This is a genomic window from Pseudomonas sp. GZD-209 (genome assembly GCF_049310485.1).
GTDB lineage: Bacteria > Pseudomonadota > Gammaproteobacteria > Pseudomonadales > Pseudomonadaceae > Aquipseudomonas > Aquipseudomonas sichuanensis.
This window is the reverse complement of sequence record NZ_JBMOWQ010000232.1, coordinates 25260-42240: the sequence shown is the minus strand read 5'-3', so window position 1 is coordinate 42240 and position 16981 is coordinate 25260. Positions and strand designations below refer to the sequence as shown.

At 62.8% G+C, this 16981-nt stretch carries 10 protein-coding genes; 5 read left to right on the top strand and 5 right to left on the bottom strand.

The window, feature by feature from the left end; all coding sequences use genetic code 11:
• Positions 1-225: 225 nt before the first annotated feature.
• Positions 226-945, bottom strand: coding sequence for a Crp/Fnr family transcriptional regulator (locus ACO6VM_RS23510; RefSeq protein ID WP_186517558.1), 720 nt, complete (start codon positions 943-945; stop codon positions 226-228).
• 92 nt (positions 946-1037) lie between these two features.
• Positions 1038-9683 carry a GH36-type glycosyl hydrolase domain-containing protein gene (locus tag ACO6VM_RS23505; RefSeq protein ID WP_422403872.1) on the bottom strand — a complete coding sequence of 2882 codons (8646 nt, stop codon included), beginning with the start codon at positions 9681-9683 and terminating at the stop codon, positions 1038-1040.
• A 194-nt stretch (positions 9684-9877) separates the two neighbouring features.
• On the opposite strand from ACO6VM_RS23505, the gene ACO6VM_RS23500 reads away from it, so the two are divergent.
• The 5 genes from ACO6VM_RS23500 (at position 9878) to ACO6VM_RS23480 (ending at position 13961) form a co-directional block, all read left to right on the top strand.
• Entirely contained in the window at positions 9878-11113 is a 1236-nt protein-coding gene (locus tag ACO6VM_RS23500) for a PAS domain-containing sensor histidine kinase (RefSeq protein ID WP_272968810.1), read from the top strand.
• 271 nt (positions 11114-11384) lie between these two features.
• A complete protein-coding gene (locus tag ACO6VM_RS23495; RefSeq protein WP_422403871.1) occupies positions 11385-11594 on the top strand; it encodes a hypothetical protein in 210 nt (69 codons plus the stop codon).
• A gap of 18 nt (positions 11595-11612) precedes the next feature.
• Positions 11613-11822, top strand: a complete 210-nt coding sequence (locus ACO6VM_RS23490) for a hypothetical protein (protein ID WP_422403870.1) — start codon at positions 11613-11615, stop codon at positions 11820-11822.
• A gap of 764 nt (positions 11823-12586) precedes the next feature.
• Positions 12587-13309: a hypothetical protein gene (locus tag ACO6VM_RS23485; RefSeq protein ID WP_401060094.1), complete on the top strand. Its 723-nt coding sequence runs from the start codon at positions 12587-12589 to the stop codon at positions 13307-13309.
• Complete coding sequence (locus ACO6VM_RS23480; protein WP_401060096.1) at positions 13302-13961, top strand: RES family NAD+ phosphorylase; 660 nt, start codon at positions 13302-13304, stop codon at positions 13959-13961. Before ACO6VM_RS23485 ends, ACO6VM_RS23480 begins: the two co-directional genes overlap by 8 nt.
• A 128-nt stretch (positions 13962-14089) precedes the next feature.
• Here ACO6VM_RS23480 and ACO6VM_RS23475 read toward each other — a convergent pair whose 3' ends face one another.
• From ACO6VM_RS23475 to ACO6VM_RS23465, 3 genes are all read right to left on the bottom strand, one after another.
• Positions 14090-14995 carry a MurR/RpiR family transcriptional regulator gene (locus ACO6VM_RS23475; RefSeq protein WP_322360549.1) on the bottom strand — a complete coding sequence of 302 codons (906 nt, stop codon included), beginning with the start codon at positions 14993-14995 and terminating at the stop codon, positions 14090-14092.
• A gap of 81 nt (positions 14996-15076) precedes the next feature.
• Positions 15077-15841, bottom strand: a complete 765-nt coding sequence (locus ACO6VM_RS23470) for an ABC transporter ATP-binding protein (protein WP_153789088.1) — start codon at positions 15839-15841, stop codon at positions 15077-15079.
• A gap of 19 nt (positions 15842-15860) precedes the next feature.
• Positions 15861-16973: a succinylglutamate desuccinylase/aspartoacylase family protein gene (locus tag ACO6VM_RS23465; protein ID WP_401060098.1), complete on the bottom strand. Its 1113-nt coding sequence runs from the start codon at positions 16971-16973 to the stop codon at positions 15861-15863.
• Positions 16974-16981 lie beyond the last annotated feature (8 nt).

The following is a 16981-nucleotide window of genomic DNA, read 5'->3' as shown; positions in this document are numbered from 1 at the left end:
CAAGGTGGCGAGGGAAAAAGAGCGCTCCCCGAGGATCGCGATGACTACATCGACAAGCGCCCCTTTCATCGCGAGAAGAGGCAGGGGCCGCCGGACCCATCGCGGGCCTCCAATGCCGAGCGCTATAGCCATTACAAGCGCCCATTGGAGTAATTCACAGGCCGGCATCTGACTGCATGGCTGATGAGCTTCTTCGGCAGCTCGAACAGAGAACCTCGCGCCAACTCAAGGCACTGGCATGTAGGGCAGCAGGCGTTCGGTCTCTTTCTTTACCACGGCGTAACATTCGCAGCTCAGCAGTTCCAAGCGTGCCCTGTCGAGGACTTTGATCTGCCCGCGGTTGTACTCAATCACCCCAAGGCGCTGCAGCTTGCCTGCAGCATCCGTCACGCCCTCGCGGCGCACCCCCAGCATGTTGGCGATCAGCTCCTGGGTCATGCACAGGCGATCGCCTGGCAGGCGGTCGAGCGACAGCAGCAACCAGCGGCACAATTGCTGGTCGATGGAGTGATGGCGGTTGCACACTGCCGTTTGCGCCATCTGGGTGATCAGTGCCTGGGTGTAGCGCAGCATTAGCATCATCATCTCGCCATGGCGGTTGAACTCGTCCTTGAGCCTTTGCACGGGTAGGCGGTAGGCATGTCCTGCACTTTGCACGATGGCCCGGCTGGGTGTGCTTTCTCCGCCCATGAACACGGCGATGCCCACCAGCCCCTCGTTACCCACTACCGAGATTTCGGCTGATGCGCCGTTTTCCATCACATAAAGCAATGAAACGATCGCATCGGCCGGGAAGTGGACATAGCGCAGGGTGTCGCCGGACTCGTACAGAGCCTTGCCCAGGGGCAGGTTCACGTGCTCCAGGTCCGGCGCCAGCCGGCTGAACGTTTCTGCCGAAAGTGCAGCCAGCAAGTGGTTCTGCAAGGGTGGGGGAGCGGGATGCATACGCGGGACCATTGACGGCAACGAGTGTCGGAACAAGATTAGCCTAGCGAGGCCGAGGCTTGTGTTCGTCAGGCCTTTGCTCGCCCAACGGTTCAGTTTATGGGCAAAGAGCAGCTCTGGCACTGGGCCATGACGTGGTGCAGGAGCCCATCATCCTCCAGCTGCAGCCAGGCTTCGGCAAGCGCCTTGCCGTCCAAGCTCAGGGCCAGTTCGTCGCAGTTGCCGTTGCATACCTCGATGCGGTACCAGGTGCTGCCAAAACGGTAGTGCAGGACATACCCCGGCCAGCCTGCCGGCAACAGTGGCTCCAGGCGCAGGGTGTCGCCATTGCGTTTCAGGCCGAGCAGACTTTCGATGATCAACCGGTACATCCAGCCGGCAGATCCGCTGTACCAGCTCCAGCCCCCCCTCCCGGCGTGGGGCGCAACGGCGTAGACATCGGCGGCCATGACATAGGGTTCGACCTTGTAGGTGTCGATCAACGTGCTGCAGCCCTGACGTACCGGGTTGATCAGGCGCAGCAGTTCCCAGGCTTCATGGGAGTCGCCCAGGCGTGCATAGGCCATGCTCGCCCAGATGGCCGCATGTGTATATTGCCCGCCGTTTTCACGCACGCCTGGCAGGTAGCCTTTGATGTAGCCAGGGTCCAAGTCACCTTGGTCGAAGGGCGGGTCGAGCAGTTTGACGATGCCGATGTCGCGGCGTACCAGGTGGTTGTCCAGTGCGGCCATGGCCTGGCGGGCACGTTCGGGCGAGGCGACCCCGGACAGCACGGCCCAGCTTTGCGCCAGCGAGTCGATTCGGCACTCCTGATTGCTCGCTGAGCCCAGTAACTGGCCATCGTCGAACCAGGCGCGGCGATACCAACCGCCATCCCAGGCATGCGCCTCCAGCTTTTCCGCGAGTACGCCGGCCTGGTTGGCGCACTGCAGCGCAAAGCCACTGTCGCCGTGTCGCAAGGCGACGCTGCCGAAAGCCCGCAGCACCTCGTGGCCAAAGAAGCCCAGCCATACGCTTTCGCCTTTTCCTTGTTCGCCGACCCGGTTCATGCCGTCATTCCAGTCGCCGCTGCCCATCAACGGCAAGCCGTGAGCCCCGCACTGCAGAGCATGGGCGATGGCGCGCTGGCAATGCTGGTAAAGGCTCTCGACCAGCTCCGAGTGCGCGGGCAGATCGTAGTAGGACTCCTCACCGGCATTGAGTGCACGCCCCTGCAGATATCCGACCGGTTCGTCGAGCACGCTGTAGTCCCCTGTGACTTCCACGTAGCGGCTGGCTGCCAGTGGCAGCCACAGCAGGTCGTCCGAGCAGTGGGTACGCACACCTCGCTGCAGCGGTGGGTGCCACCAGTGCTGTACATCACCTTCGGCATACTGGTGAGCGGCGCAGGTCAGGAGGTGTTGGCGCACCGCCATCGGGGCTGCATGGACCATCGCCATGCTGTCCTGCAACTGGTCACGGAAACCGATGGCGCCCCCGGACTGGTAGTAGCCGCTGCGCGCCCAGAACCGGCAGGCGATCACTTGGTACATCAACCAGCCATTGGCCAGCACATCAAGCTCGGGTTCCGGCGTCTCGATCTGTACGGTTTCCAGTGTCCGTCGCCAGTAGGCGCGGACCTTGTCGAGCGTGTCCCTGGCGGCTTGCAGGCCACGATATTGCTGGACGCAGCGGGTGGCGGCACTGGCGTCCTGGGCGGCGCCCAGGCGAAACACCACTTCATGACTTTCGCCAGGCTCCACCTGCAGCGCCACCTGCAGCACCGCGCACGGGTCCAGGCCCCCGCCAGTGCGTCCCGACAGCCGCGTCTGGCGCATACCCAAGGGTGCATGACAATCGCCGTTGGGTCCCAGGAACTCGCTGCGATCACAGGTCTGGCACTGCACGGGCAAGTCGCAATCGAGAAACGCCACATGGGTGGAAAACTCCACTGCGAAACTGTTACGGGCAAACATTGCACCGCTGACCGGGTCAGTCTCACTTACCACATGCATGGCGGTTCTGCGGCGCAGGTCGCCCAGTACCCACTCGGCGAAGCAAGTGACTGACAACCGTCGTACCCGAGCTGAGGTGTTGTGCACCTTGAGCCGGCTGAACTTGACCGGGGCATCCAGTGCAACATGCACCCAGAGCTCCGTATTTAGGCCGTCTTCGGCGTACTCGAACACGCTGTAGCCAAAGCCATGGCGGGTGCGGTAACGGCCAGGGCCCGGGCAGGGCTGCGGGGTCGGCGACCAGTATTCGCCGCTGTCTTCGTCGCGCAGGTAGAAGGCTTCGCCGCTGGGGTCGGCGACCGGGTCGTTGTGCCAGGGCGTCAACCGGTACTCGTGAGCGTTCTCGTACCAGGTATAGGCGCTACCGACCTCGGAGGCCACGCAGCCGAACTGCGGGTTGGCCAAGATGTTGACCCACGGCGCCGGCGGCGGTGTGCCAGGAAGCAACGGGATGACGTATTCGCGGCCGTCGGCGCTGAACCCGCCATAAGGGTTGCGCAGCATCAACGCCGCCTGCTCCAGCGGCAGATGGCTGGCGGTTGATGGCCTGGGGTTAGGCGCACTGGCCTGGAGGGCTGGGGGAACCGGTGGCTGTCGCCGCAGGTGCAGTTGCTCGGCCAGCGTACCGAGCCTGTCATCGAGCACCAGCCGCGCTACCGACAGGGTCAGCAGCCGGTCCTCGGAGGACAGTTGCTGCGCAGGACGTACGAAGATGCCGCCGGGGCGGTCGAGCAGGGCCGCTTCGCTGCCGGAAGCAACGATTCCCATGATCAGTTCCTGCAGTTGCTGGCGGTAGCCCGCCTGGTCCTCGTTCCAGATCACCAGGTCGAGCGCCAGCCCTTTCTGGCGCCAGTAGGCATGGGCCAGCACCATCTGCTTGACCAGATGGATGTTGGCCGGGTCGCCGATCTGCACCAGCACGATCGGCAGGTCACCGGACAAGCCCTGGCCCCACAGACCGGACTGGCTTCGTCGGTTGCTGGCCAGCAGTGCTCCGCTGGCGCGCAGGCTGGCATTGGGGTAGAGCACCGAGGCGGCCATCTGCTCGAAGAGCCGGGCGTCGGTCAGCGAGCCGTTAAGCTGGTGCAGTAGCACCTGGCTGTGCGGCCAGGCCAGGTCGAACACCCGGTCAGCCAAGTGTTGGTCGCGGTACTTGGCGACCTGTTGCAGGCAGGCGTCGCGGCTGTCGGCCACGCCGGTGACCAGATCAAGCGTGGTCGCATGGCCGGGCATCAAGGTGATGCGGCAGCGGATGGCCACGATCGGGTCCAACACGGCCCCTGCGCTGCCGGACAATGCTTCGGTGCCGCGGTCCAAGGCTGCCGGCCTTGCCAGAGTCCGCCCACGGCCTATGAAGCGAGCCCGATCGGTTTCGTAGGACAGCGCATCGATGTTGGCCCCGTGCACTGCCAGCACGTGGCACATCCACGGCACGGGATCTTGTTGCGAACGCGGCCGCCGCGTGCAGAGAATCGCTTGCAGCGGGCGGATCAGTTCGGTCTGGATGAACAACTTGCTGAAGGCCGGGTGCAGGGCATCGCTCAAGGCCGGTGCCAGCACCACTTCAGCGTAGCTGGTCAGCTCAAGGGTGCGGGGCTGGTCGCCATGGTTGGTCAGGTGCAGGCGGCGCAGTTCGATGTCGTCCTCGGGCGACACGGCAATTTCTGTGTGGCAGTCGAAGTCTCGCTCGCGCACGCGAAACTCCGCGCGGCCGTCGCTGAAGATCGCCTCCTGGACTTTCGTGCGGTGCCGTGTCGGCTGGTAGGTGGTGGACCAGTAAGCGCCACTGGCAACATCTCGCAAGTAGCAGAAGCTGCCCAGGTCGCTGCAGCTGGTGTCTTCGTGCCAGCGAGTTACCGCCAGTGAATTGTGCTGACTGTAGCCACTGCCCACGTGATTGACCATGACGTGATAGCGCCCGTTAGACAGCAGTTGCACGGCCGGGTGGCGCCGGTTTGGCTCGACGAACACCCGGAGGCGTATCTCGGGGGCGCGCTCGGCAGTCTCCACGATCGGGGCCTGGAGAGTATGCAGGTACGGCGCAGCGGTTTTCGGTACGCGCTCCTGTAAAAGCAGCATACTGGCCTGGAACTGTGGGTCGGATGCAAAGCGCCGTTGCATGGGCTTGTTCAGCAGCACAGCGGTCAGAGCCAGGAAACTCATGCCCTGGTGGTGGGCCATGAAGGAGCGGATTATCACGGCGTCCTGCCCGGGCGGCAGGCGTGCCTCGCTGTAGTCCACGGCTTCGTACAGCCCGAAGCGGCCAGCCAGCCCGAGCGTGGCCAGCCGTTGCAGGTTACGACGGGCGGCACTGGGCGCCACCATCAAGGCCAGCGCGCTGGCGTAAGGGGCCACCACCCGGTCTTCACCCAGGCCGCGCTTGAGGCCGAGTCCCGGAACACCGAACGCCCGGTACTGGTAGTTGAAGTGCGCGTCCAGCGCATTGTAGGCCGACTCCGAGACGCCCCAGGGCAGGCCAGACTGCCTACCATGTTCGATCTGGCGATTGACAGCGGCCTGGCAAGTCTGGTCGAGCAGTGTGCCCTCATAGTTCGGCATCACCAGCAGCGGCATCAGGTACTCGAACATCGAGCCGGACCAGGAAAGCAGCACAGGAACCCCAGCATTGCTGGTGAGCAGCCGGCCCAGTGCGAACCAGCTGTCCTGGGGCACCTGCCCCTGTGCGATGACCACGAAGTTGGTCAAGCGCATCTCCGATGCCAGCAGGTCGTAGAACGCGGCATCCAGGCGATGCTCGTCGGCGTTGTAGCCGATGGAGAACAGGTTGCGATGGCTGTCGTAAAGGAAGGTGAAGTCCATGTCGGCCAAGGTTTCAATGCGGCTGGCCAGGGCGTGCGCCTGGGCGATGCGTTGGCGGGCAAGCGCCCTGACGTTGGCCACGGCAAGTCGCTCGGGCTCCGGCCACTGCTCTACGTCCAGCTGTGCCAGATGACGCCAGCTCAATTGGGCCGGGGGCTGCTGATCGTTGCCTGACGGCAATTGCAGTTGCTGCAATTCTCCGCTCAGGTCCACGCATTGCCGATACAGGGCATTTAGCCAGAATGCAAAGTCGTCAGTCGCTTGCGCCCCTGGCGCAACGGCAGCCGGTTGCGTGATCAGCGCCTGCAGCTGTTCTACCAGCATCGGCAGCAGTGCGGCCGACTCGTTGCCCGCCTGCACATGGGCCTGCCACACCTGCTCGCGCAGAGCCTTTATCGGCTGTGCGTCACAGCTTGTGCTGGGGCAGACGTCCAGTAGCGTGTCGAAGGTGTCGAGCAACCCCTGGGTCAGGCGCAGGTCAAGCAGCGGCGTTTCGGCCATTTCCAGGAGCCCGGGCCTGAGTGTCAGCAACAGGGCGGCCAGGTTTCCGCTGTCCACGCTGGAGATATAGAGCGGCGACAGCGGCTTGAGGGTCTGGGTATCGTACCAGTTGTAGAAGTGCCCTCTGAAGCGCTCCAGGCGGTCCATGCTGTCGAGCATCTGGGCTAGGCGTTCGAAAAGACGACCGGCACTGAGGTAACCAAAGTCATGGGCCGCCAGGTGCGAGAGCAGGGCCATGCCCATGTTGGTCGGCGAGGTGCGATGAGCGATGCTGGCGAAGGGTGGCTCCTGAATGTTGTCGGGCGGCAGCCAGTTGTCGGCAGGGCCGATGTGGCTGTCGAAGAAGGCCCAATTGGCGCGGGCCAGTCGATGCAGGAATGCCAGGTCTTCAGCGCCTGGCATGAACTCGGCCCGGCTGTTCGGGCGGCTGAGCCACCAGGCCAGCGCCGGGCCGAGCAGCCAAAGGGCAAGGATCGGCGATGCCATCAGCAGCATCACTGGCTGCATCGCCAACGCACCGCCCAGCAGCAGAACCAGGACCGGTTGCCCCCATTGCTCACGGTACATCGCCTGCAGGGTGTCGGCGCTGCTGCGTTCGTCTTCGCGCGAGGGGTTCCACTGCAGCAGGCGCCTTTTGCTGACCACGAGCCTCCACAGGGTGCGCAGGATGGCATCGAGGCTGAAGTAGGCCTCGAAGGGTAACCAGGCCAGAGACAGACCGGTACGCAAGAAATAGGTGCCAGATGTGTGCAAAGCCGCCAGCAGGTGTTCTGAAACGGGCACATCGGTGGTCTTGCCCAGCACTTCGAGCAGAGAGTCGAGCAGTGGGCGCGTCAGCAGCAACGCCAGCAGCGATAACATCCAGGCAAGTGGCGTGACACTCGCCAACCAGCCCCACAGCAGCAGGGTCAGCAGCGCCGCCGGCTCCAGGCTGCGGCGCAGGTTGTCGAAAATCTTCCAGCGCGACAGGGCGCTGAGCGAGCTTTGCGCCAGGCCCTGAGTGCCAGCGCGCAGCCACGGCAGCAGCCACGGCAGTAGTTGCCAGTCGCCGCGTATCCAGCGGTGGTGGCGTTTGCTGTCGGCGCTGTAACGGGCCGGGTAGGCTTCGAACAATTGCACATCGCTGAGCAGACCAGAGTGAGCGTAGCAACCCTCGATCAGGTCATGGCTGAGTATGCGGTTGTCAGTGAAGCGGCCCTCCAGGGCCTGCTCGAAGGCATCCACTGCATAGATGCCTTTGCCGATGAACGAGCCGCTGAGAAACAGGTCCTGGTAGACATCCGAGACAGCCTGTGTGTAGGGGTCGACCCCGGCGTCGCTGCCAAACAGCCGCGCATAGCGCGAGCGCGACACACTCGGCAGGCTGATGCCCACCCTCGGTTGCAGGATTGCATAACCTGCCTGGATACGACCGGTATGTGCGTCGAAGCGCGGGCGGTTCAGCGGGTGCTGCATGGCGCCGACAAATTGATGGGCGGCACCGCGAGGCAGCTGGGTGTCGGTGTCCAGGGTGATGACATAGCGCACGTGGCCGAGGGTTTGCAGGTTGCCGACGATGCGCATGAAGCACTCGTGGCCGTGGCCGCGCAACACCGCGTTCAGCTCGGCGAGCTTGCCGCGTTTGCGCTCGCGCCCCATCCAGCAGCCTTCGGCGTTGTTCCATATGCGTGGCCGGTGAAACAGAAAAAAGCGCTCGCTGCCAGGGCCTGGATACTTGTGGTTGAGCCCCCGGATGCCTTTGCTGGCGAGCTCGAGCAGTGCTTCGTCTTCGGGCCGTGTCTGCTCGCGGGCATCCATGAAGTCGCTGAGCAGGGCGAAGTGCAGATGCTCGTCACGGTTAGCCAGGAAGCGTACCTCCAGCCCTTCGAGCAGTTCCTCGACATCGTCGGCAGTGGCCAGCAGGGTTGGCACCACCACCAATGTGCGGGCCTCTGCGGGAATGCCGGCGGAGTAGTCCAACCGCGGCAGGAAGGACGGTTTGACGGTCAGGGTCACCAGCCAGTTCACCAGGCCGATGGCCAGGCGGCTGGTGCTCAGCAGTATCGGCACGGCCATGCCGGCGAGCACCGCGATGGGCCATCCCTCCAAGTCGATGGCGCGTATGAAACCCCACGCAAACAGGCAGGACAGAAGGGCCACAGGCACCAGATAGAACGCCAGCGGTGCCCGGTGCAACAGGCGCTGCCACCGCTCGGCCAGCGGCACCCGCGCAGCCAGGCGCTGCTCCAGCAAAGGCAGTCCGGCACCTGCCAGGTAAAAGCCCACATGTTCGGCCTCTTCACCGTGTGCGGCCCCCGCCGCCTGGGCCAGTTCGATAGCCGTGCGTGCCACGGCGGCTTCGCTGAAGGCGCAGTGGCGTGCCAGGCGTTCGACAACGTGCCGGTAATGGTCGCGGCTGGTGAAGTCCATGGCTGGGTAGACGGCGGCCGGGTCGCGGCACAGTGTCTGCTCTACATGGCTCAGGTGCTCGACGAACAGTCGCCAATCGATGGTCGACAGCAGTCGCAGGCTGCCGATGCTGTTACTGATGGAGACCTGATCGATGGCTTGCTGCTGAGCATCGAGCTGCACATAGCGCTCGATGCTCAGTGCCGACTCGCTGAGCATCTGCTCCACCCACAGCAGCGGCTGGGTCAGCGAAGCGCTGTGGCCCTGTAGCCTCCTGGCCAGCTCGGCAACGAAGGCGGCGGTCATCGGCGGTTCCGAACGGGCCATGTCGGCGACCACAAGCACCACGCTCTTGGCATCGCGCTCGGCGGTATCGCCAAGCCGGTCGGCCCAGACATTGGCCAGGTCGCGGTCAGCCCAGTTGGCCATTACCCGCGCCGCCACCCGTCGCAGGTTCTCGATCAGGGCCAGGCGGAGCATTATCGGGATCGCCCAGAGCTCTCCCAGGGTCAGGGTGGCGGCCTGCTGATAGGCCTCGGCGAAACGGCTGAGGCTTTCGGCGTCGATCCGCCCGTCACCATGGGAAATGGCCTCCAGCGCAATGTCGTAGACACGCGGCAGGCCGGTGGAGGGGCCATTGTCCAGCCTTGGCAGCTGCAGGCTGTAGTCGGCTGGCAGGTGGCGTTTGGCAATACGTATCTGGGTTTCGACCAAGTAGAAGTTGTCGAGCAACCACTGCGCAGCGGGCAATGCCGGACGCGAACTGGGCAGGGTGCCGGCGAGGGCAGTGCAACTGGTGGAGAGCATGCGCTCGTTATCGGCCAGGCGGTCGAGCAGCGCGTCGTCCGCCGGCAATCGGCTCAAGCGATGATGATGGGCCAGCCAGAGGCCGTGCTCGGCCATCTGGTCGGCGTTGTACAGCTCTGAGCGCAGCAGGCTTTCATAGGTGAATGTATTTGGGTACGAGCGCCAACGCCCGACATGTGCGTACAGGCGACGAAGGTAGGCGAGTGCATTGAGCCAAGGACTGTCCATGGTGTGCTGGTTTGCCTATCTAGCCTTTCAGCTGTCAGTCTGCGGCGGTCGTTGAGCAGAGTCTGTACGGTAGCGAACAGACTCGCACCGGGCCGGCGCCCAAGCTGACTACATGCACCGTTTGACATAGCGGCGGTGCTTCTAACCCTGTCTACCCGGCAGGGGCGGCAATATCCGCTCGCTGGAGGCCCCCCTTGAACGCGCTTTTAAAGGAAACCGTTAATTTGGCGTGCATCTGCACGGACGTAGCATCGCAAATACGGGAAGACACTTCAGATTTCGGGTTGCTGTTGACATCGCAGAACGGGCAGATCGCCAGCGCGAATGCGGCATTGTGCCGCCTGCTGGGGTACAAACATGAAGCCTTGGTTCGCATGCGGCTTCAGCAACTTCTTACAATAGAAGCCAAGGCCCTTCACCAGTTGTACTGGCAGCCACTGATGGGGACATTGGGGGCGGTGGCAAACGTCAAGTTTGATTTCGTGCACTGTAAGGGCTTCACCCTGCCGCTGATATCTAATGCTATTACCTGCGCGCATTCGAATGGCATCGTTCACGAGCTGACCATGTTTAACTCTGACGAACAGCGTTACGAGCGTGATCTGCTGCGCGCGCGCCTATTGGCCGAACGCTGTCTGGCTAAAAACCTCAAGACACAGCGCGCATTACTGTCTCCTAGCCATGTCTGCGTGATACAGCCTACTGAGAGTGCACAGTCCCTGCCGGCCGAGCAAATACTTGGTATCGTCAGTCATGAACTGCGTACGCCACTTCTGGCAATCAGAATGGCGACCGACTTGTTGACACGACGCTCACATGCGGCCGAAAGCCCCAAGTTGCTCACAGCGATCAGCCACTCCGTATCACGCGCGCAGCGGCTCGTGGCGGACTTGCTGGATTTCACGCTCATCCAGGCCGGGCGCGGTATCTCCATTCAGCCCAGGGTTGCTGACCTGCCGCACACCGTGGAGGGGTGCCTCGATGAATTGCGGCTAACGTTTCCAGGTCGTCAACTGACTTATCAGCATACCGGCGAACGTAGCGCCCTGATCGACTCCGACCGCCTGTACCAGCTGATCGGCAATCTGGTGGCTAACGCAGTGGCCTATGGCGATCCAAGCAAGTCCGTTTACGTGACATCCTGCATCAAAGAAACGACAGCAACCCTGACGGTGCACAACAGCGGCGCGCCGATTTCCCTTGAACTGCTAAAGCATGTTTTCGAACCTTTAGTGCGTGGGAATCAGCGACTTGGGGGCGCTACCAGCATAGGCCTCGGACTCTTTATCGTGAGCCAGATAGCTAAGGCTCATGCGGGCTGTGTGTCAGTCGATTCTACAAAGCAGAACGGCACCACCTTCACTGTGAGACTATCGCAGCAGAGTGCAGGCACAGACTCGACCTCGACTCCCACTTTTCCGTCACCTTGAGCTTCATCCTTGGGAAGTTTTATACGGCATGAGCCTGTGCAGGCTTCGGTTTGCAGGGGAAGTCTCTTGCAATTGCAGATTTAAACAAGAGAAAGACTAATCAGCTTGTAAAAGTAGCCCGCATCTAGGCGGATGATTTCGCCACAGAGTCCCTTGCTGCTTTCCGCGAAGGGCAGCTATGGGTCGATTGCGGTCGTTTCAGTCTCTCGGATAAGCTCGCCAGCTGCCTCTCGACTCTATACAGTTCTAGTCAAAACAAAAGGGCCGCGGCGTGAAGAGAACCATCGAGGGAATGGCTGCGGCAGGTGAAGAGATGATTCAGAAAGCGATTGATGCGCAGCGCCGTCTGCGGCAAGCCGAGGCAGACGGTGTGTCGCCTGAAGAGATCGAACTCTTCAGGGCGGTCGCGGATTTGCGCTATCGATTAGTGACAGACCACCAACTCATTACCCGCGGCAAAGCTCCGCACATCCTGCATTGATGCCTGGGGGAGCGATTCGTGAATCGAGATGTGACGAATGTTCTTCCTCCGGATCATCAGGCCTTCGCCGATGCGATAGAGGCCATGAAGCGCTACCAGGAAGCAAAGGATGCTGGCGCGCCACCTGAAGAGGTTGAGCGCCTGAAAATCCTGGCCGAATCGCTGTTCCAAGCCATCAACGACTACCAGTTGCAGGTGCTTGGCGGCCCTGGCTACTCCTCCCACTGACTGAGTGTCGGCGGCGGTAATTGCCCTGGGCAACTGCCGGCTCGCGCGAGGCCAGACATCCTGGAGGTGAAGGTGCGGTCTCTGCTAGCTGAGCGTCGACAGGGAGTCGGGTACGAGAGGCAGCTGTTGCGGCGTGTCGATAGGCCTAAGATCGGCGCCCGGTAGGTTTACGATGGCTTTGTGAAGGCAATGGGCCACAGAATTGCGAGCCTCGGTTGCATGGCGCGGACGAGGTGTGAAATATTCTTTACGCAGTTCTATTTGCAAAACCCCTCGCTAAGTTATTGATTGTTATAGGCGGGTTCTCGCGCTTTTCAGGTCAGCGTAAGTCTAAATAGTTTCAATTAAATCAATGGCTTATGCGGTGTGCAGCCACCACCTTGACATGGTGGGGGTCGTTGGTTCGAGTCCAATTGTGCCTACCAAACAAAGTCCCGGGTAACCGGGCATCGAAAAGGGCGATCCGAGAGGGTCGCCCTTTTTGCATTTTCAGGATTTTTTGCAGCCCCGCCACTAACGGGCAGCTCAAGTCGGCATTGTTCGCCATTGGATCGCGAAATCTGCGCGCACACCCCGAGGCGCTGATCGTGCCTGCCCATATCTGAGCGGCGGTGTACCTACATCCTTTATTGGTGCGACAACGGCCAATTCATTACCGCGTTCCGAGCTAGCACCAGCCATCGGCCTTGGCTTGCTCTCCATCCTTCCTGGGATTAGATTGGTTATTGCCGAAAGCGGTAATATTTATCATCAGGGAGTTCGCCATGGCAGAGCCTGCAGAGGTCATCAAGATCAGCCGCTCCGTCGTGCTGCTCGATGAACTGGATCAGTATCACGGCCTCGAGGCGTTGGAAGGGGGCGCTGAAGTCCATCACATAGAAGAGCTGGAAGGGGAGACGCAATCCTTCCATATCGTCATAGCCGTAAACAGCAACTCGAAGACATCGGCGCAGGCGTATCTACACACCCTGGACATGGTGAACCAGCAGTTCCAGCGGCGTGCGCGTTCGGTGAGCTGTGAGTCCATACAACGCCTCGTGGAGGTCATGGTTCCCCTGGAGCCGATCTCCTCGACAAAGCTCCACCAAGCCCAGATGCTGATGAAGGCCAAGACCGCTGTTCTGGAAAGCGGTGATTGGGTCACGGCGTCCGAGATTGCGGGCCTGGCCAAGCTCAGCGCCAGCAATCCATCCTCGCAGCCAAGTAAATGGAAGCGGGAGAAGCGCATTTTTGCCATCACCCACAATGGCGCGGATTATTTCCCCCTGTACGGGCTGGATGAGGCGCGTAGCTACAGGCCCCTGTCTCAGCTGAAGGATGTGATCATGGTGCTTGAGTCAGCCAAGGACGCTTGGCAGATGGCCTACTGGTTCATGTCCGAAAACAGCTGGCTGGCCTCCAAGCGCCCGCAGGATCTGCTGCGCACTGACCCGGACCGTGTGCTCGAAGCCGCCCGGGAGGAAGTGTCGGAGATTTCGCATGGCTGATCAGTGCAAACCTGATAAGCCACCGACCACACTCCACGTATCCCGTTTCATCCTTCCCGCTGGCACCTTGCTGCACCGGGTACACCAAGGACGGTTCGGTGCGACTGAGCACAACGCCACTGGGGGCGGCAATGCTCGATTCAGCCCGATCACCACTGCCGCAGGCGCGATAGTCCCGACCCTGTACGCCGGCAGCACCTTCCACTGCGCGGTGATGGAGACGGCATTCCATGACGTGAGCTACTCGGCTGGCCTGAAGACTTTCCAGCAGAAGCGACTCAATGGTCTGAAGCACTCTGTCATTTGTACCGCCCGGGACCTGACACTCGTCGACCTTTCGACCAAGGCGCTCCGCCGGCTGGGCATTGAGCGCCAGCACCTGATAGATACGCCTGCATCGGAGTATGGCTACACGAGGTCCTGGGCGAAGGCGCTTCATCAGTTCATGCTCGAGGCGCAAGGATTGCGCTGGATTTCTCGCCAGGATGACCAAGCCGAGGCTTATGTCCTGTTTGGCGATCGTCTTGGTGAGGGGGGGCTCGTAGAGCACGATGTGGGGCGGGACCTGCAACACGACCCGGACACGTTCGGCCAGCTGCTGGCGCTGGCGGACATGATTGGCGTCCTGATACTCCCAGAGGAGGAGCCCTGACCGGGCTGCAAACCTGTAACCCGGCCTTCCCGCCGGGCTTCATAGCGCCGAACTCGGGAAGAGTCGTCCTTCTTGTTTTGCGCAAGATCCTTGGCTGGTCACTTCAGTACGGGGCGCCAGCCCCGCCGCTAACCCCTGCTGCCTTTACCGCCAGGCACATGCAGATAGGCCATCACGCTCTCGGTCAGTTCGGTCGCCAGCTTCACCGCCTCCTTGTTGCGTGCCATGACGCCGGCCACCAACCCTTCGATCAACGCCAGCACGGCGATGTTGGAGCTGGTCAGCACCGGATGGTCGGCGGGCGCGAACAGCACATGGTGGGCAATGGCGGTCAGCGGCGAGGCCGGCGAGTCGGTGATCGCCAGCACCGTGGCGTTGCGCTCGCGGGCATAGCGCGACAGTTGCAGCGTGTCCTGGGAGTAGCGCGGCAGGGCGATCGCCAGCAGCACGTCCTGCTCGTCGATCACCGCCAGTCTATAAGCGGCGTTCTCGTTGCCACCTTCCATGCTGATGGCCAGGGCGTCGTTGCAGAACGGCACCAGCGTCGAGGCTGCCAGGCTGGCCAGGTAGGCGCTGTTGCCAAACCCCAGCACATAGACCTTGCGTGCCGCGAGCAGGCGCTTGACGAAGGTTTCGAAGGTGTCGGCCTGGTTGTTGCTGGCGGTGGTCGCCAGGTTGCTGCTGGCGCTCTGGATCTGCTCGTGCAGGCCAAAGTCGCCATCGGGGCGTTGGGCCAACTCGTTGCGCAGCTTGTCCACCGGCGAGACCATCTGCTGCAGGGTCGTCACCAGCTCTGCTTTCATGCCGCTGTAGCCGCCCAGGTCCAGGGCCTTGGCCAAACGATTGACCGCCGCCGGCGAGGTCGCGGTAGCCTGGGCCATCTCTTCGATGGTCAGGGTCGCGGCCTTCAAGGGGTGACGCAGGATATAGTCGGCGACCTTGCGCAGCGAAGGCGGCAGCTCGGCCAGGCTTTCCGACAGTTTGCGCATGACCGGCGAGGCATACACGGTGGTGTTCTTCGAATGGCTCGGCATCCGGCGCGAAGCTCCCTGAAAAGTTGGGCCGTAGTGTATCCCAAGGCGCCCCGCGGCGGACGGCCGCAGAGCGCCGGGGGCTTACTTGAGGCTGCCGGCAAGGAACTGCCGCAGCCGCTCGGACTGCGGCCGTGCCAGCACTTCGCGCGGGGCGCCGCGCTCCTCGGCAACGCCCTGGTGGAGGAACAGCAACTGGTTCGACACCTCGCGGGCAAAGCCCATCTCGTGGGTGACCACGACCATGGTGCGGCCCTCCTGGGCCAGGTCCTGCATCACCTTGAGTACTTCGCCGACCAGCTCCGGGTCGAGCGCCGACGTGGGCTCGTCGAACAGCATCACCTCGGGCTCCATGGCCAGTGCCCGGGCGATCGCCACCCGTTGTTGTTCGCCACCGGACATGTGCGCCGGGTAAGCGTCGCGCCGGTGGCTGACGCCCACCTTGTTCAGGTAATGCTCGGCCTTTTCGCGTGCCTCCTTGCGGTTGATGCCCAGCACCTGCACCGGCGCCTCCATCACGTTGTCCAGTGCGCTCATGTGCGACCACAGGTTGAAATGCTGGAAGACCATGCACAGCCGCGAACGCAGGCGCTGCAATTGCCGCGGATCGGCCGCCCGCAAACCGCCACGCGGGCATTCGCGCAACTTGAGTTGCTCGCCGTTGACCACGATCTGCCCGGCATTGGGTTGTTCGAGCAGGTTGATGCAGCGCAGGAAGGTACTCTTGCCCGAGCCGCTGGAGCCAATGATGCTGATCACGTCGCCGGCGTTGGCCGCCAGCGAGACGCCCTTGAGCACCTGATGGCTGCCGTAGCTTTTATGCAGGTCCTGGATGTGCAGTTTGTTCATCGGTCGGTACTCGTAGGTATCAGTCGCTGAGCAAGCGACCCTGGCGGATGGGGGTACTGCCGGCGACCTTGGCCAGCCACAGGCCCGGTTGGGCAAAGCGCAGGCGTTCGCGGGCGTAGAGAATGCCGTCGGTGGTGGCCCGGACCACGCTGTGGCGATCACTGAGCGGGTCGATGACTTCGAACAGCGGGTCGCCGACCCGCACCTGTGCCCCCAAGGGTTGCAGGTAGCTGACCACACCGGGGTGCTCGGCGTAGGCGTACTGGGCGCCGGCGAATGGCGTGGCCTGGCAGCCCAGCGCCGGTGCGCTCGGCCAGTGGCCGCTGATCAGGCCTTGCTCGGCCAGGTAGCCGAGGATCTGCTCGGCGCTGGCCTGGCACTGCTCGCGGCCGGTGTCTGCCATGCCGCGCAGCTCGATGGTGGTGGCCACGCAGGCCAGGGGGATCTCGGCCTGGGGGAAGTGCGCGCGCAGCTGCAACCACGGCGCTGCACAGGCTTCATCGAACGCGTCGCCGCCGGCACCCTCGGCCAGCAGCACCGCTTCGGCGCCCAGGCGCGCGGCCAGCGAGCGCAGCTGCGGCCAGTGCTGTGGCATGGCGTAGAGCAGCATCACCGATTCGAAATCACAGTGCAGGTCCAGCACCAGGTCGGCGTCGCAGGCGTGGCGCAAGAGCAGGCGGCGCAGGCCGTCCAGCTCCGACTGCGCCGGCGGCAGGGCGTCGATGAGCTCGACCATGGCCTGGCGAATCGTTGCCACGTTGCTGGCCTCATCGTCGCTCAGGCGCCCCTCCAGGCGCGTGGCCAGCGCCTGGGTCAGTGCCGGGAAGTCGCGGTTGAAATTCTTGCCGCTGTTGAATTCGAAGCGGCCCTGATGGGTGGCCTGGAACATCTGGCCGATGCCGATCGGATTGGCCAGGGGCACCAGTTCGATGGTGCCGTTGAGCCGGCCTTGGGCCTCGAGCTCGAGCAGGCGCCGCTTGAGCTCGACGGCAACGCGCATGCCCGGCAGTTCGTCGGCGTGCAGCGCAGCCTGGATGTAGGCCTTGCGCGGCCCGCTGCCAAAACGCAACACGCGCAGGCTCCGCTGGGTGCCGCAGGCGCTCCAGGGCAAGGTATGGTCAATGTGCTGCATGCAGGCTC

What these genes read in the sequence shown, in the direction of transcription:
- ACO6VM_RS23510 (WP_186517558.1), bottom strand. Translation starts at nt 945, where the DNA reads ATGCATCCCGCTCCCCCACCCTTGCAGAACCACTTGCTGGCTGCACTT.
- ACO6VM_RS23505 (WP_422403872.1), bottom strand. Translation starts at nt 9,683, where the DNA reads ATGGACAGTCCTTGGCTCAATGCACTCGCCTACCTTCGTCGCCTGTAC.
- ACO6VM_RS23485 (WP_401060094.1), top strand. Translation starts at nt 12,587, where the DNA reads ATGGCAGAGCCTGCAGAGGTCATCAAGATCAGCCGCTCCGTCGTGCTG.
- ACO6VM_RS23480 (WP_401060096.1), top strand. Translation starts at nt 13,302, where the DNA reads ATGGCTGATCAGTGCAAACCTGATAAGCCACCGACCACACTCCACGTA.
- ACO6VM_RS23475 (WP_322360549.1), bottom strand. Translation starts at nt 14,995, where the DNA reads ATGCCGAGCCATTCGAAGAACACCACCGTGTATGCCTCGCCGGTCATG.
- ACO6VM_RS23470 (WP_153789088.1), bottom strand. Translation starts at nt 15,841, where the DNA reads ATGAACAAACTGCACATCCAGGACCTGCATAAAAGCTACGGCAGCCAT.
- ACO6VM_RS23465 (WP_401060098.1), bottom strand. Translation starts at nt 16,973, where the DNA reads ATGCAGCACATTGACCATACCTTGCCCTGGAGCGCCTGCGGCACCCAG.